The sequence below is a fragment of the Embleya scabrispora DSM 41855 genome (assembly GCF_000372745.1).
Classification (GTDB): domain Bacteria; phylum Actinomycetota; class Actinomycetes; order Streptomycetales; family Streptomycetaceae; genus Embleya; species Embleya scabrispora.
On record NZ_KB889629.1, the window covers coordinates 44,902 to 60,904 of the forward strand.

Annotated in this window: 12 protein-coding genes and 1 pseudogene; 7 read left to right on the top strand and 6 right to left on the bottom strand. The window is 72.4% G+C overall.

Features of this window, described 5'->3' with window-relative positions; genetic code table 11:
- The first annotated feature begins 1 nt into the window (after position 1).
- Genes A3IC_RS0113650 through A3IC_RS0113660 form a run of 3 tightly spaced genes read left to right on the top strand, consistent with a single transcriptional unit; the run spans position 2 to position 4,103 of the window.
- On the top strand, positions 2-1,228 hold the full coding sequence (locus A3IC_RS0113650; RefSeq protein WP_020550611.1) for a hypothetical protein: 1,227 nt from the start codon (positions 2-4) through the stop codon (positions 1,226-1,228).
- Positions 1,225-2,763 (top strand): serine/threonine-protein kinase, encoded by a 1,539-nt coding sequence (locus A3IC_RS0113655; protein ID WP_020550612.1) that lies wholly within the window; start codon positions 1,225-1,227, stop codon positions 2,761-2,763. The genes A3IC_RS0113650 and A3IC_RS0113655 overlap by 4 nt, the downstream gene beginning before the upstream one ends.
- Positions 2,754-4,103 (top strand): AAA family ATPase, encoded by a 1,350-nt coding sequence (locus A3IC_RS0113660; protein ID WP_020550613.1) that lies wholly within the window; start codon positions 2,754-2,756, stop codon positions 4,101-4,103. The genes A3IC_RS0113655 and A3IC_RS0113660 overlap by 10 nt, the downstream gene beginning before the upstream one ends.
- A gap of 70 nt (positions 4,104-4,173) precedes the next feature.
- On the opposite strand, the gene A3IC_RS0113665 is transcribed toward A3IC_RS0113660, so the two are convergent.
- Together A3IC_RS0113665 and A3IC_RS54265 are read right to left on the bottom strand one after the other, a co-directional pair.
- Complete coding sequence (locus A3IC_RS0113665; protein WP_026218229.1) at positions 4,174-4,509, bottom strand: hypothetical protein; 336 nt, start codon at positions 4,507-4,509, stop codon at positions 4,174-4,176.
- A gap of 384 nt (positions 4,510-4,893) precedes the next feature.
- On the bottom strand, positions 4,894-5,343 hold the full coding sequence (locus A3IC_RS54265; RefSeq protein ID WP_020550615.1) for a hypothetical protein: 450 nt from the start codon (positions 5,341-5,343) through the stop codon (positions 4,894-4,896).
- A gap of 344 nt (positions 5,344-5,687) precedes the next feature.
- On the opposite strand from A3IC_RS54265, the pseudogene A3IC_RS72510 reads away from it, so the two are divergent.
- Positions 5,688-6,698, top strand: a pseudogene (locus A3IC_RS72510) (NsdA family TPR-like regulatory protein); the annotation flags it as partial.
- A 140-nt stretch (positions 6,699-6,838) separates the two neighbouring features.
- Here A3IC_RS72510 and A3IC_RS0113680 read toward each other — a convergent pair.
- Together A3IC_RS0113680 and A3IC_RS0113685 are read right to left on the bottom strand one after the other, a co-directional pair.
- Complete coding sequence (locus A3IC_RS0113680) at positions 6,839-7,504, bottom strand: HAD family hydrolase (RefSeq protein ID WP_020550617.1); 666 nt, start codon at positions 7,502-7,504, stop codon at positions 6,839-6,841.
- 277 nt (positions 7,505-7,781) lie between these two features.
- Positions 7,782-8,594, bottom strand: a complete 813-nt coding sequence (locus A3IC_RS0113685) for a phosphatase PAP2 family protein (RefSeq protein ID WP_158695948.1) — start codon at positions 8,592-8,594, stop codon at positions 7,782-7,784.
- 239 nt (positions 8,595-8,833) lie between these two features.
- On the opposite strand from A3IC_RS0113685, the gene A3IC_RS0113690 reads away from it, so the two are divergent.
- Both A3IC_RS0113690 and A3IC_RS0113695 read left to right on the top strand, forming a co-directional pair.
- Positions 8,834-9,970 carry a phosphotransferase family protein gene (locus A3IC_RS0113690; protein WP_020550619.1) on the top strand — a complete coding sequence of 379 codons (1,137 nt, stop codon included), beginning with the start codon at positions 8,834-8,836 and terminating at the stop codon, positions 9,968-9,970.
- 242 nt (positions 9,971-10,212) lie between these two features.
- Positions 10,213-12,477, top strand: coding sequence for a RelA/SpoT family protein (locus tag A3IC_RS0113695; RefSeq protein WP_020550620.1), 2,265 nt, complete (start codon positions 10,213-10,215; stop codon positions 12,475-12,477).
- A 34-nt stretch (positions 12,478-12,511) separates the two neighbouring features.
- Here A3IC_RS0113695 and A3IC_RS54275 read toward each other — a convergent pair whose 3' ends face one another.
- Both A3IC_RS54275 and A3IC_RS0113705 read right to left on the bottom strand, forming a co-directional pair.
- Positions 12,512-13,009, bottom strand: coding sequence for a MarR family winged helix-turn-helix transcriptional regulator (locus A3IC_RS54275; RefSeq protein WP_158695949.1), 498 nt, complete (start codon positions 13,007-13,009; stop codon positions 12,512-12,514).
- 238 nt (positions 13,010-13,247) lie between these two features.
- The gene (locus tag A3IC_RS0113705; protein ID WP_040876596.1) at positions 13,248-14,105 is read right to left on the bottom strand and encodes an enoyl-CoA hydratase-related protein; all 858 of its coding nucleotides are present in this window, start codon (positions 14,103-14,105) and stop codon (positions 13,248-13,250) included.
- 164 nt (positions 14,106-14,269) lie between these two features.
- On the opposite strand from A3IC_RS0113705, the gene A3IC_RS0113710 reads away from it, so the two are divergent.
- Entirely contained in the window at positions 14,270-15,991 is a 1,722-nt protein-coding gene (locus A3IC_RS0113710; RefSeq protein WP_020550623.1) for a class I adenylate-forming enzyme family protein, read from the top strand.
- The last annotated feature ends 12 nt before the right edge of the window (positions 15,992-16,003 follow it).

The following is a 16,003-nucleotide window of genomic DNA, read 5'->3' on the forward strand; positions in this document are numbered from 1 at the left end:
CATGCGCACGACGGGTACCACCGGCGCGATCGCCGGCAGGCTGGAGCAGTTGCGCGGCACACTGCCCACCCGCAATCACAACGCCCGCACGGTCGCGGCCCTCGCGGCCAATCCGGGCTGCGCCCGCCGGGGCGTGCTGGACGCGGCCGGCATCGAGAAGACCGTGCTCGCCGACCGACTCGGCTTCCCGGCCCGCTACGGCGGTCGCTCGCCGTTCGCGATCGGGCGCGGCAACGTGTTCGAGGCCCGGGTCAAGGCGGACGGTGGCACCGAGTTGCGCCGACTGCTCGCCGAGACGTTGGGCGCGAACCCGGACGCCGGCGCGCTGGTCGACGTGGAGCACGAGAGCGCCGGCCGACCGAGCCGCGAGGAACGGGTGGCCCGTACCCGCGACGCCCTGGCCCGGGCCGCCCGCGGCGAACCGGACGCGTGCGCGATCCTGGATCACCCGCTGCTGCCGCTGGACGTGGCCGGCCGGCGGGCCTACCTGGAGCCGGACGCGATGGCCTGCCGAGTGGCCGGCCGGCTGTACGTGGTGGAGATCAAGTCCTTCGCGATCATCGACGGGTCCGCCGATCCGGGCAAACTCGCCTCGGCCACCCGCCAGGCCGCGGTCTACGTGCACGCGCTGCGCCGGCTGGCCGCCGAACTGGGCCTGGACCCGGACGTCGTGGCCACCGACATCGTGCTGGTGTGCGCCCAGGACTTCTCCAACCGCCCGGTCGCCGTCGTGCTCGACGTGCGGCGCGAACTGGCCACCACCCGACGCCGGTTGGAGCGCCTGTCGGGGGTGGAGGAACTGCTCGGCGAACTGCCGGACACGCTGACCTTCGACGTCGACGGCGACCTGGCCGGCGAGGCCGTCGCGCGGGTGCCCGCCGCGTACGTGCCGGACTGTCTGTCCGCGTGCGAACTCGCGCTGTTCTGCCGGGACGAGGCCCGGGGCTGTGGTCCGGGCGGCGGCAGCGTGGGCACGTTGGGCACCTCGGTGCGCGGTGCGCTCGGCGGGATCGAGGACATCGGCGACGCGCTGGCCCTGGCCGACGGCACACGCGCCGCCCGGCCCGGCGAGGAGGACGTGGCCAGGTTGCTCCGCCGGGCCCAGGCGCTGCGAACCGAGGTGCTGGGCGCCGAGATGCCGGGATCCCAGGCGCCGGGAATCGCGCTGCCACGTCCCGTGGGACCGCCCGCGGCGTCGCGGGCCGAGCTGTCCGGCGGCGTCGGGTGAGCGCGATCGCCGCGCTCGGCCGGCTGCGCGCCGCCGCGACCGGGGCGGCCCAACCGGCCGCGACCGTGCGCCACCGGCATCTGTCCGCCCGGCCGCTGGTACTGGTGCCCTATGTGCTCGCGGGCGAGGCGTTCGCGCCGTTGGCGGTGTTGGTCGGCACCGACCGGGACCGGCCGCACCTGCTCGCCGTGCCGCAACCGCGCGACCGCGACCGGCGATTCGCGCACGCGGCCGAATTGGGCCGGCTGTTGCTGCCCTACCTGGGCGCGTTCGCGGCCGAGACGGAGACGATCGAGCGGCGCGGCGACGACCCGTACGAGCGCAGCTTGGACGCGCCGCAGGTGTTGGTGCCCACGGCGGGCGGTGTCGAGTATCTGCGCCTGCTCGGCCGGTCTACCCGATTCCGGCGCACCGACGGCGAGTTCGCGGTGGCCGAGGAGGTGCCGCTGCTCGGCCGGTGGAGCACGTGGCTCGCGGACCGGGCCGGCGTGCCCGGATCGAGCGTGCTGTTGGCGATGACCGACCTGCTCACCCAGGCGTGGGTGACCGGACAGAGTGCGCTGGAGGACGGCGACCTGGCCGCGCTGCTCGCCTGGATCGACCCGCCGGCCGGGCAGCGCGGGGATCGGGCGGCCCGCGCGGTCGAGGGCGGCCCGACCGCGGGGCCCGCGACCGATCCGGCGTTCGACGAGCGCCTGGTGCCGCTGATCGCCGCGTTCGACGAGGCGGTGGCCGCGGAACGGGCCGAGGCCGCGGGCGCCGAGGCCCGCACCGACCTCGGGCCGCGCGGTCGGGACGCGGAGCAGGCGATCCGCGACGCACTGGCCGCCGAGTTGATGCCGACCTGGGACCGGGTGTGGCGCGGCGTGGAACTGCTCGGCGCGCTGCCCGCGGGCGGGTCGGTGGCCGGGCGGTGGGAGGCCGATCGGGCCTCGTACAGCTTCTTCGCCGCCGATCTGGCCGACCCCGAGTCGCGTCCGCAGCCGCGGGTGCCCGGTGCGGTCTCGGCTGCCGCGCAACTGGCCACCCGGGAACGGGCACAGGCCCGACTGGATGCCGAACAGGTGCGTGACGACCCGCTGTTGATGGCCGCCGTTCGGCTCGCCGGCGAGGCGTTCCGCGGCGGGCTGATCGCGGTGGACGCCGAGCGTATGGTCGCCGAGCCCGGGAAGAAGACCGCCCGCCCGCGCCCGATGTTGACCTTCGCCACCGACGACGAACCGCTGTTCGGGCCGGGTACCGACCTCGCGTGCGTCGAACGCCCGGACGCGAAGGCGCGAGTCCTGGAGGCCGAGCCCGGCCGGGTCGTGCTGGAACTGCGCGGCGGCATGGGCGGGGGCAAGGCGCCCAAGCCGGGCAGCGTGCCCGAAGTGGGCGAAGTCCTGTGCTGGACCTCGCTGATCGCCGAATTCCGGCGCGGCCCGGACTGGCCCGCCGTCGAGGACACCCCCTGGACCCACGGCGGCCCGCCGCCGGAGCCCGAACCCGAGGTCGCCTCGGACCCGGACGACGACGCGTTGGAGGAGTGGTCGTGACGACCGTGCCCACCGGTCGTGCCGCGGGTGACCCGGCCGCGCTCGCCGCCGCCGCGACCGACGCCGTGCTCGCCGATCTCGGCTCCGGCGCGCATCGCGGCGTCGTGGTCGACTCGCCGCCCGGCGCGGGCAAGTCGACGCTGGTGGTGCGCGCGGCGGGGGAGCTGGCCCAGGCCGGCGAGCGGCTGATGATCGTCGCGCAGACCAACAACCAGGTCGACGACCTGCTGGTCCGACTGGTCCAGGACCACCCGGCGCTGACCGTGGGTCGGTTGTCCGCCACCGGGTATCGGCTGCCGCCCGCGCTGGTGGGCACCTCGGTGCTGAACGCGGAGAAGGCGGAGGCGCTGGACGCGTGTGCGGTGGTGGTGGCCACCGCCGCCAAGTGGGCACTCGTGCAGGACCGGCGCTGGCCGTGGGCGATCGTCGACGAGGCGTACCAGATGCGTTCGGACGCGCTGCTGCTGGTGGCCCGGCTGTTCGATCGGGCGCTGTTCGTGGGCGACCCCGGCCAACTCGACCCGTTCGCCACCGTGGACACCTCGCGCTGGCACAGCCTGAGCTACGACCCCTCGCAGAGCGCGGTGGTCGTGCTGCGCCGGCACAATCCGGACCTGCCGGTGCATCGACTCCCGGTGTCCTGGCGGTTGCCCGCGAGCGCGGCGCCGCTGGTGTCCGAGGCGTTCTACCCCTTCACCCCGTTTCGTTCCGGCACCGGTCCGGGCGAGCGGCTGTTGCACTTCGGCGCGGCACGCGAACACGACGCGTACGACGCGGCCGTGGACGTCGCGGCGAAGTCCGGGTGGGGCCTGCTGGAGTTGCCCGCGCGGTTCACCGCGGCGGCCGACGAGGAGGCGGTGCACGCGGTCGCCACGCTGGCCGCGCGGCTGCTCGCGCGGGGCGGGACCACGATCGGCGAGCGCACCCCGGACGGGGTGCCGCTGGACGCGTCCCGGATCGCGATCGGGGTCAGCCACCGCGAGCAGCGGGCCCGGGTCGAGTCGGCACTGCGCGACCTGGGCGCGGCGGAGATCGTGGTGGACACCGCGAACCGGCTCCAGGGTCGCGAGTTCGACGTGACCGTGGTGCTGCATCCGCTCTCCGGTCGGCGCGACGCGACCGAGTTCCACCTGGAGACCGGCCGGCTGTGCGTGCTCGCCTCGCGGCATCGACACGCGTGTCTGGTGGTCGCCCGGGCCGGCATCCCCGACCTGCTCGACGCGCATCCCACCGCCGACCCGGTCCACCTCGGCGTGCCGGTCAGCTTCCCGGACGGCTGGGAGGCGAACCAGGCGGTGCTGGCCGAACTCGCCCGGCACCGGGTCGCACTGTCCGGGTGAGCGATCGCGAACGCCGGCCGAGTCGGACCCGACCGGCGTTCGCGGCCCGGTGCCCGCCGGACGGCCTCGGCTACTCGCCGCGCTCCAGCAGCAGCTTCCGGCCGTGCTCGATCATCTTCGCCGTGTACTCCTCGCCCCATCCGGCCCGCGCCGCGACCTGAGCCGTCGTCAGGTGATCGAAGCGATTCGGATCCGCCATCCGCGCCGCGGCCATCGCCTGGTAGTCCACCGCCCGGTCGGCCGCCGCGCGAAACGCCTCGGCCAGGTCCGTCGAGCGGGCCAGCACCTCCTGGGGATCGGTCAGATCGTCCAGGTCGAAGAAGCGTTCGTCGGGCGGCTCGGGTACCGCCGGCTCGAACAACAGCGGCGCGGGCCGCATACGGGGCTTGCGCGACTCGGACGGCATGCGCGGATTCCTTCCGACAGTGCAGACGTGCTGACGACCAATAAGGACAGGGGGAGCGGCGGGATCGGCCGAAACCGGCCCGCAAGATCCCGCGCCCTTGCCATTGTCGCCAACCGGACGCCATCCGAAAGACCCTTGCCCGAAAGAGGGACGACAGCGCGGGACCCGCACCGATAAACCCCGAATCGTCGGCGCGCGACCAGCTGCGCGGGCGGTTTCGGCGGCCGGTAAACCTCGCGGGCCGGGTCCGGACAAGCGGATGCGCCCCCGCGCGCAGTGGCGAGGGGGCGCATCGCGTCTTACCGGTACCGGCCGGGTCGAGCAGGTATTGGGGGAGCCGCTCGTGATGTCAGGTCCCCGACCGGTACGTCCTGTGGGGCGATCTCAGATCGCCTGCTGGTGGCGCTCGGCCAGCGCGCGGGCGGCCTCGGCGATCGCCGCTCGCACGTGCCGCAACGTCGTCAGGCGGTTGTCGGGCGTCGGCGGCACGAGCCACACCAGCGGCCCGTCGTTCTGCTCCGGCGGCGGCGGGAAGGTGATCCACGCACCCCGCCCGTGGTGGCGCGGGCCGAGCCGGCGGTCGCGCGGCCGCATCGGCATCACAGTGCTCGGCGGTACGAGGAACCCGATCCGGCGGTAGCGGCGGTCGAAGATGACCGGACCGACCGGCACGCGGTGCGCGTGCAGCGTGGCCAGGGCCTCCCGGCCGAGCCGGTCCTCCACCTCGATCACGTCGAACGTCTCGCCGGCTGCGACCAGGCGAGGGGCGTACGGGTTCCGAAGCGCGTCCTGCGGCAGTGCTGCCAGCGTCGTCCGGTTCACGTCGGCGTCCATCGGTGAGGCGGTCCTCTCGTTTCGTCGTGGAAACGGAATCGTCCTCGGGGGCCGGGAGGTCCTCGAAGCGTCCTCTTCGTCCTGCACGAGCCCGAAGCGTCCGAATTCGGGGCGTTCGCTTCTGGCATAGATGCAACCAGGTCGGCACACCGTGTGACGAGGCCCGCGGTGGGACTCCTGTAGGACGCGCTGAGGACTCTTGCCGCCCTAACGGGCTAGAGGCATGACGCCGCAGGTGGGACGGGGTCACGATCGAGATCCAGCACGGGAGCGATCGGGCCCGGTGTATCGCGTGATCGGGTCCACGCAGTCATGTCCGTCACCACGACTGTCCGTCATCACGACGCGTATGGGAGGACGCGGTGCAACGACGTACCTTTCTGGCCGGCGCCGCCGTCGCCGGCCTCACCGTCAGGAGTTCCGCCGCATACGCCTCGTCGGGGCCGGCAGCCACTCTTCCCGATCCCGCCGCCTACACCGCCACCACCGCCCGTCTGCGATCCCGCTACTGGATCGAGGAACCCGGGCGACTGCTTCCGGTGGTGGCCGAACACGCCCGCAACGGCGCCCGGCTGCTGGCCGAGGGACCGGAGGGGACGCACTATTCCGCGATCGCGGAGACCGCGTTGCTCGCGTCGAGGATCGCCTTCTTCGACCTGAGCCTGCGCGGGCCGCACGTGCGGCGCTGGCAGGACCTCGCGCTGGACGCGGCGGACCGGGGCCGGGACGGCTCGCTGGCCGCCGCCGTGCTCGGGCACATGGCGTTCGCGCCGGCCTGGACCGGGCGGGGCGGGGAGGCCCGGGACACCCTGGCCGCGGCGCGCGAGCGCACCACCGGCGGCGACGCCGGGCCGACGCTGCGGGCGTGGCTGGACGCGATCGCGGCCGAGGCGGAGGTCCGGCTCGGCACGCCGGACGCGGCCTTTCCGCTGCTGGATCGCGCCGCCGAAACGTACGCGCCGCCGGAGACGCCCGGCTCGTGGACGGCGGACGGGCCGCCGGTCTGGCTGGACTGGTTCTCCGCGGCCCGTCTGGAGGGCTTCCGCGGCGCCGCGGAGGTGGCCGCCGGGCGCTCGGCCCAGGCGCGGGCCAGCCTGGAGCGCACGCTCGCCGGGTTGCCGGCGGACAGCCACAAGCAGCGGGCGATGACACTGGCCGAACTGGCCGCGACGGCGGTCGGGGCTCGGGAGCCGCAGGACGCGTGTCGGCTGTTGGAGGAGGCGCTCGACCTGGTCGGGGTGCAGGGGTACGCGACGGCGGTGGATCGGGTGCGCACGGTGCGGGCGTCGCTGGCGCCTTGGGCGCGGGAGACGTTCGTGCGGGAGGTCGACGATCGGTTGCGGGGGGCGACGTAGCGCGCGAGGGCCGACGCGCCCGGTCTGTGGCCGAGGTGGCCTCATGCGCCGGTCCGGCTGGTCGGCCTCGAACGCGGCCGGGCCGCTCGACCCGCCCGGCCGAGCGTGCTCGGGTTCGTCGGCGGTCGGGTCGGGTTTTCCTATGGCTCGGTGATGCCGTTGATGCGGGCGACCGCGGCGGGGAGGTCGCCGAGGGATTCCAGCCGTAGGTCGGTGACCGCTACGAGTTCGGGGTCGTCGGCGACCAGGTAGCCCCAGGGGCCGCGGCGTACGTGGGCGGTGCGCAGGCCGGCCAGGTGGGCCGGGCGGACGTCGTTGTCGAGGCGGTCGCCGACGTACAGGATCTCCTCGGCCGGGCACGGGCACTCGGCCACGAGCCGTTCGAAGAAGGCCGGCTCGGGCTTGCCGACACCCCAGTCGTCGGAGGTCGCCAACAGGTCCACGCCCAGATCCAGGCCGCGCAGGATGACGCCCGCGGCCACGGTCTGGTTGCCGACCACGCCCAGCCACAGGCGCTGGTCGCGCAGGGCCTTCAGGCACGGTCGGGTGTCGGTGTAGAGGTCCTCCTCGCCGAACCACTCGGGAAAGCCCGCCGCGGCGCGCGCGACTCGCTCCGCGGTCAGGTCGAAGCCGGGCCGAAAGCGCTGGAACACCTCGCGGTAGTCGAGGCCCTGCGCGATCACCGCCCCGAAGGTGGCCGCGAACGTGTGTCGGGGCACCCCGAGCCAGTCGGCCCACGTGCCGTACTCCCGCGTTTCGTCGACGAGGGTCTCGCCCACGTCGAACACCACGGCGCTGATCCTCATTACCGCTCCCCGCTGTCGTCGCCTGCCGGCCCCGTCCCCGGTTCGCCGTGCCTCCGTCCACCATGCGGGGGTCTGGGCCTGTCAGGCCGAGCCCGACCGGGTTCGTCCGCCGTTGCGGCGGCTTGTCCGATCGGCGTGTGCCCGATGACGGAATCCTTGCCGTTGTCGGGCGCGGGACCACCCAGAAGGTACCGCTTGCCTGCAAGGCAAGCGTCGTTCGAAGGTCGTATCCGGCTGATCTTGATCGAAATCGTTTATCGGTCGCGATTGTGCGCAATCAAGCGGCGTTTCTCTGATCGAGATCGATCGGTCGAACAGGCTGTTTCGACTCCGCCTGGCGCATCGCCACCCCGGCGCGTACCCGATCCACCCCGCGCAGCACCCACGGCGACGCGAGCGCGCCCAGCCCCATCACCACGAGTCCCGCGACCACGTCCGCGAGGTAGTGGTTCGCGGTGCCCAGCACCACCACGACCACGAAGAGCGGATACAGCACACCCAGGACGCGCGGTAGCGGAGCGCGACCGTGCCGCCACACCTGCCACCCGCACCAGGCGGCCCAGCCCACGTGCAGCGACGGCATCGCCGCGTACTCGTTGGTCATGTGCTCCATGCCTCGCGGCGCGCTGGCACCGTCGCCCCACCAGCCCCAGGACGCGAAGTGCGCCATGGTGTCGGTGAAGCCGTCGATCATCCGCGGCGGCGCGGTCGGGAAGAGCATGAAGCCCGCCAGCGACACCACGGTCGCGATCGCCAGCGTGGTGCGCGCGCCCCGGTAGCGCTCGGGGCGCCGGCGCCACAGCCAGAACAGCACCAGCGGGGTCACCGCGTAGTGCAGCGTGGCGTACGCGTAATCGCAGACCACGCCGATGAACACGTGGTTGGTGACCACCTGGTTGAGCACCCGCTCGGGATCGAGATGACCGAGCGACTCGACGCGCAGTATCCGCTCGGCGTTGCGCAGCGCCGCGTCCGCGTCGCCGGCGACCACGAGTCGGCTGAGCGAGTACGCCTCGTACAGCACTGCGATCAGCAGCAACTCGGTCCACCAGCGCGGGCGTCGGCGGGCCGTGGCAGGGGTTGGGGGCATCCGTCCAGTCTGCAACACCTGCCGGCCGAGCCGGGCACCGCGTCCGGACATCCGGCCGGCATTCGCCGCGGTACCCGGGTGGACCGGGTTTGGCGACCATTGATGACACGTGTCACACATGATAGAACGTGTTTCACTTTTGTGGCGGGCAGCCGCCGACAGCAGGGCGGGGACCGGGCGTCGGCAGGGACGCCCGGCCGCGCCGGTCGCATCTTGCGACGTGGATACCGGAGGTTGTCGTGGCCGACCCCGACGAGGTCACCCGTCCGCAGACGAGCACGCGGGACCTGGCGACGGTGCACGACCAACTGCTCGCGTGGCTGATCGGTCGGCTGCCCGAGGGCGCGGCTCCCGAGATCTCCGAGCTCAAGGCCCCCTCCGGCAACGGGATGTCCAGCGAGACGTTGCTGTTCGACGCGACCTGGACCGTGGACGGCGAACGTCGCACCGAGCGCTGCGTGGTGCGGATGCGCCCCTCGATGGACGCCAAGCCGGTCTTCCCGACCTACGACCTGGACAAGCAGTACGCGGTGCTGACCCTGGTCGGCGAGCGCTGCTCGATCCCGGTGCCCGCGCTGCTGTGGAACGAGCCGGACGAGGGTCCGCTCGGTGCCCCCTTCTTCGTGATGCGCCGGGTCGAGGGCGCCGCGCCGCCGGACGTGATGCCGTACACGATCGACGGCTGGATGCTCGCGGCCACGCCCGAGCAGCGCCGCCGGCTCCAGGAGGAGTCGGTCGCCGTGGTCGCCGCGATCCACGAAATCGACGCGAGCCCGGAGGAACTGGCCTTCCTTCAGTACGAGGGCGCCGGGGAGACCGCGCTGCGCCGGCACCTGGACGATCTGCGCGCGTTCTACGAGTGGGGCATCGAGGGGCAGCGCGTCCCGCTCCTGGACCGCGCGTTCGCGTGGCTGGAGGACAACTTCCCCACCGAGGTCGGCCCGGACGTGATCAGCTGGGGCGACGCCCGGATCGGCAACATCCTGTACGTGGACTTCGAGCCGACCGCGGTACTGGACTGGGAGATGGCCGCCGTCGGCCCGCGCGAGCTGGACATCGCCTGGATGATCTTCATCCACGCGTTCTTCCAGGACATCGCCACCCGCTACGGCCTGCCGGGCCTGCCCGACTTCATGCGTACCGAGGACGTGTGCGCGCACTACGAGAAGCTCACCGGGCACACGCCACGTGACATGCGGTACTTCGAGATGTACGCGGCGGTGCGCCACGGCGTGGTGATGGCCCGGATCGCGCACCGCCAGTGGCACTTCGGCGAGCGTGAGCAGCCGGCCGACCTGGACGAGACGGTGCTGCACCGCGGACTGATCGAGGCGATGATCGCCGGCACGTACTGGGAGCGCGCCGACGGAAACTGACCCCCTGTCAGCACAACCCGCACGCCTGCCGTGCGACGGGTGCGCCCCCCGAGGCCGGTGGGTGCGCACCCGGACAAGATCCCGAGGGGTTAGGCTGGCCTCTTCACCATCATCCGAGCGGGCGCCATGACCCGTGCGGGTGATCGTGTGTGACGGGCGACATCACGCGGACACGGTCCGTGTTGTTGTCGGTAGCATGAATCACCGGGGGCGACTCCGGGGGTAGCTGCCGGAGGTGCCGCATGACGATCGGGGGACTCGACCCGCCGGCCGGTGCGGGTGTGCCCAAGGGTGCACCGCGAGCCGAGGGTGACGTTCCGAGCCGGAGCATGTCCGACCGCGTCGGACGACTGTCCCGCCGGCCTGTCCAACAACCCATTCAGCGACTGGGTCTGGCCGCGGTCACCTTCCTCACCGGAAGTCGCCGACGCACGCCGGACGCGGTCGAACCGCTGCTCCAGGTGCATCGTGTGCACCACCCGAAGGCCGATGTGACGGCCATTCAGGAGGCGTACGCGGTCGCGGAGTTGTCCCATCGCGGGCAAATGCGCAAGAGCGGCGAGCCGTACATCACGCACCCGCTCGCGGTGGCCACGATCCTGGCCGAGCTGGGCGCGGACACCACGACGCTGGTCGCGGCGCTGCTGCACGACACCGTCGAGGACACCGACCTGACCCTGGAAGAGGTCCGCGCGGCGTTCGGCGACGACGTCACGCATTTGGTCGACGGCGTGACCAAGCTCGAGCGGGTCGACCTGGGCGACCGGGCCGAGGCCGAGACGATGCGCAAGATCATCGTGGCCACCGGCCGGGACCTGCGGGTGACGGTGATCAAGCTGGCCGACCGGCTGCACAACATGCGCACGATCCGATATCGCCGCCGGGCCAGCCAGATCCGCACCGCCGAGGCCACGCAGGAGGTGTTCATCCCGCTCGCCGAGCGGCTGGGCATCCACGTGCTCAAGTCGGAGCTGGAGGACATCGTCTTCGCCACGCTCCGGCCCGAGGAGCACGCCGCGACCGCGCGCACCGTCAGCGCCAGCCAGGCGGCCACCGACGAGGCCGTGTCCAGGCTGTGCGCGACCGTCAAACGCGCGCTGCGCGACGCCGGGATGGAAGCGGAGGTATCGCCGCGCGCGCGGCACCACGTATCCGTGCGCCGGGTGCAAAAACGGCGCGGGCGCGAGGAACTGGGCCCGTTCGACCTCTCCCGGCTGATGATCGTGGTGGACGCGGACACCGACTGCTACGGCGCGCTCGGCGTACTGCACACCTGCTGGTCGCCGATCGCGGGCGAGTTCAAGGACTACATCGCAACCCCCAAGTTCAACCTGTACCAGTCGCTGCACACCGCGATCACGCTGCCCGAGGGCGACAAGGTCGAGGTGCTCATCCGCACCCGACGCATGCATCGCCTCGCCGAGTTCGGCGTGGTCGCGCACACCGGCAAACCGGACACCGGGCCGGACGCCCCCGAGCAGCTCGCGTGGCTGCACCGGCTGCTCGCGTGGCAGGGCGGCATCCCGGACGCGCACGTCTTCTGGAGCTCGCTGACCGCCGACCTGTCGGCGGACCGCGAGCTCCTGGTCTTCACCCCCGGTGGCCGCCCGCTCACCCTGCCCGCCGGGTCCACGTGTGTGGACGCGGCCTACGCGATGGACGAGCAGACCGGCCACCGATGTATCGGCGCGCAGATCAACGGCCGCCTGGTGGCCCTGAGTTCGGTGCTGGCGGACGGCGAGACCGTATCCATCATCACCGCCCCGCCCGGCGCCGCGGCGCCGTCCAAGGAATGGCTCTCCTTCGTCCGCAGCCCACTGGCCCGGGTCGCGATCGAGGCGTGGTTGGCCAAGTACCCGCAGGGCATAGAGGGCCGCATCGACCCCCTGCTCGCCCCGCCGCTGGGCAATCTGGCCGCCACCGGCGAGGCCGCCCACGGCGCAGCGGCCACCGTCCCGGCCCCGGCCGCGCCCCCCGGGGACGCCGCCCAGGCGCCGGCCCGGACCCGGCGCCCACCGTCCGACCCCGGCGAGGCCGTGGTCAGCGTGCCGGGCTCACCCGGAGCCCCGGTCCGGCTGGCCCGCTGCTGCACCCCGGTTCCGCCGGACGAACTGGCCGGCTTCGTGATCCGAGGCGGCACCGTCGCGGTACATCGGGCCGACTGCACCAACGTGCAACAGATGCGCCGCGCGGGCCGCGATGTGGTCGCCGCGTCGTGGCTGCCGCACCAGGCCGACCAGGGCTACCGGGTCACCGTGCAGATCGAGGCCCTGGACCGCCCCCGGCTGCTCGCCGACGTGACCGCCGCGATCGACGCGGAAGGCGCCGACATCACCTCGGCCTCGATCGCGCCGCCGCAGCAGATGCGGGTCCGCCAGACCTACACGATCCGCTTGGCCGACCTCGCGACCCTGCCGAAGCTGCTGCGGGCGCTGCGCCGAGTGCAAGGCGTCTACGACGTCTACCGGGCCCGTCCGCGCGTGCACCCCAGGGTGGCGGACAACTAGGGCGGGCCCCGGGTCGGGGCGGGTGCCCCTTCGGCTACTGCTGCGGTTGTTGTTGGTGCTGTTCGGACTGTTCGCGGCGGTCCGGCTCGGCGGGTTCGCCGGCTTCGCCGCGCAGGACGTCGTTGAACCGGGCCAGGTGGTCGGCGAGGGCGCCCAGTTCCTCCTTGGGCCAGGAGGCGAACCGTTCCGTCATCACCGCGAGGCTGCGCTGTCGGGCGTCGGCCAGACGCAGGTGGCCGGCGTCGGTGAGGGTGATCAGGTGCGACCGGCGATTGGTCGGATCGGTGGTTCGGGTGATCAGCCGGGCCTCTTCGAGCGCGGTCAACTGTCGGCTGATCGTGGTCTTGTCCAGGCTGAGTCGGCAGGCGAGTTCCTTGCCGGTGGAGGTGCCGCGCTCCTCCAGGTGGGCAAGCAGGTGGTATTCCGCCTGGGTGATCCCCGCCGCGTGCAACGGGGGACCCATCAGCAGCCGAATCAACCGGGTGGCCGCCCCGACCTCGCGGACCACTCGCCGCTCAACGCTGTCCGACATCGCCTTGCTCCTCAACACCATGCGCCCTGAATGTGCGCCAAGAGTGCCTGAAACAGTTGCAAAACACAACAAGCTGTAAGGGCCATCCGAGTCCCGTTCCCCGAAACTCCCGAAGTCGGGACAAACTCACCTCCGCCGAAGCCGACGAGCCGGGTGCCGCCCGCATCCACGTTTCGGGCGGGCTGTGGACCGCCGTACCCCGGGCCGTGAGCGGCGCCGGGCCCGTCTTTGCCTCGGTCTAAGGGAGCCCGGGTAGTTCCGGGAGGTCCGTGCTCACTCGGAGGTCGAAGCTGGGGCGGCGTTTTTCCAGGAAGGCCAGGACGCCCTCTCGGACGTCGGCCGAGCCGCCCGTCCAGTGCAGGGCGCGGGACTCGTGCAGGTGGGCGGTTTCCGGGTCGGGGACGGTCTGCATGCCCCACAGCAGCCGCCGGGTCAGTGCGATGGCCACCGCCGGGGTGTTCTCGGCGATCGTGCGGGCCAGGTCGTACGCGCGCGGGAGCAGGTCCCGCGGTGGGACCGACTCGCGGATCAGGCCGGCCTCCCTGGCCTCCGTCGCGTCGAAGACCCGGCCGGTGAAGCACCATTCGAGGGCCCGGTCCAAGCCCACCACACGCGGCAGGAACCACGTCGAACAACCGTCGGGAGTGATCCCGCGCCGGGCGAAGACGAAGCCGAACCGGGCGGTGGAGGAGGCGATCCGGATGTCCATCGGCAGCGTCATGGTCGCGCCCACGCCCACCGCCGGACCGTTGATCGCGGCGATCAGCGGCTTCTTCGAGCGATACAGCCGCAGCACCAGGCGACCGCCGTCATCGCGGAACGCGTCCGCGTCGTCCACCGCGTTCTCGAATCGTCGCGCGTGTGCGCCCGGGTCGAACGAGTCGGCGCCCATCTCCAGATCGGCTCCCGCGCAAAAGGCCCGCCCGCTCCCGGTGAACACCACCACGCGCACCTCATCGTCCGCGTCCGCCCGGTCCAACGCGTGCGAGATCTCCTGCCGCATCCGGTAGGTGTACGCGTTGAGGCGGTCCGGTCGGTCCAGTGTCACGGTCAGCACGTTGTTCTCGACCGACGTCGAGATCTGCTCGTAGTCCACGCAAGCTCCCCGGTTCGCACGCGTGCCGGTGGTACCCGTCCGGCCACCCTGCCGGGTGATCATGTCGATTGCCAGGGTTCCCGCGATGCGATCTCCGCACTAGCTTTGATGGGCTCCTACCCCGGTACCAGTCGCTCGCAGTGTGCAGGAGGTGGACCCACCGGATGCTGGATCGGACACAGGCCCTGGCCGAACTCACCGGACCCGAATCGGCCTACGCGATCGAGGAGGTCGTCCACGACGGCATCCCCTGGCGGGTCCTGAGCAAGGCCCCGCCCACACTGCGCGCGGTCTTCGAGGACCTGGCGGCGTACGGGACCCGGGACGCACTGGTCGCCGGCGACGAGCGGATCGACTACGCCGAGCAGCATCGACTGGTCGCCCACCTGGCCCGACACCTGGCCACCGAGTGCGGCGTGCGGCGCGGCGACCGGGTGGCCATCGCGATGCGCAACCACCTCGAATGGCCGCTCGCGTTCTGGGCGACCCAGGTCATGGGTGCGGTCGCGGTGCCGCTCAACGCGTGGTGGACCGCCGACGAGCTCCGGTACGCCCTGGAGGACTCCGGCAGCACCGTGCTGATCTGCGACGGCGAACGGGCCGAGCTGATCCGAGGGCACCTGGATCCGAGCACGGCGCCCGGGATCCTGGTGGTCCGCTCCGAGGCGCCGCCGACCGCCGGCGAGACCGACCTCTCCGCGCTGCTGCGCGCCTTCACCGGCGAGTGCGCGCTGCCGGCGCAGGGACCGGAGCCGTTCGACGACGCGACCATCCTGTACACGTCCGGCACCACCGGACGTCCCAAGGGCGCGGTCGGCACGCACCACAACCACACCACCAACCTGCACACGATGCAGTTGTCCAAGGCCGTCGGGATGGCCCGACTGGGCCTGCCCACCGCCGAGTTGGCCAAGGGTCCGGCCGCCTTCGAGGAGCTGACCGCGGGCCTGCCGGCGCCGAGCAATCTGCAGGTCTACCCGTTCTTCCACATCGCCGGACTGGCCGGGCTGTACATCGGCGCGGCGCAGGGCGCCAAGCTGTGCCTGATGCACCACTGGGACACCGCCACGGCGCTGGAGTTGATCGAGACCGAGCGCATCACCACCGCCAACATGGTGCCCACGCTGCTGCGCCGCCTGGTCGAATCACCGCTGCGGGCCAGGCGCGACCTGTCCAGCCTGACCAGCCTGGGCGCGGGCGGCTCGCCGGTGCCGCCGGACCTGGTCGGGCGGGTGGGCGCGATGTCCGGCAACCCGATCGTGCCGTTGAACGCGTACGGGATGACCGAGACCACGTGCGTGGTGGTGGCGAACTCGGGTGACGACTACTACGCCCACCCGGACAGCGTCGGCCGGCCGGTGCCCACGGCGGATCTGCGGGTGGCCGATCCGCTGACCGGCGAGGAGTTGCCTACCGGGCAAACGGGAGAGATCCGCTTCCGCGGCCCGCAGGTGGTCCGCGGCTACTGGAACCGGCCGCGAGAGAGCGAGGAGGCGTTCCCAAACGGCTGGTTTCGCACCGGGGATCTCGGCTACACCGACGCCGAGGGGCTGCTGTACGTGGTCGACCGGCTCAAGGACGTGATCATCCGCGGCGGGGAGAACGTCTACTCGGCCGAGGTCGAGGCGGTCCTGTTCGAGCATCCGGCCATCGCCGACGTCGCGGTGGTCGGGGTGGCGCACCACGATCTGGGCGAGGAGGTGGCCGCCGTGGTTCGGCTGCACGTGGCGGGCGCGGCCACCGCGGCCGAACTGCGCGGGCACGTGGCGCGCCGGCTCGCGGCGTTCAAGGTGCCCACGCTGGTGCGGTTCACCGAGCGGGCGCTGCCGCGGAACGCGGTGGGCAAGGTGCTCAAGCGCGAACTGCGGGACATGCTGGCCCTGTGACACCGGGCGCGC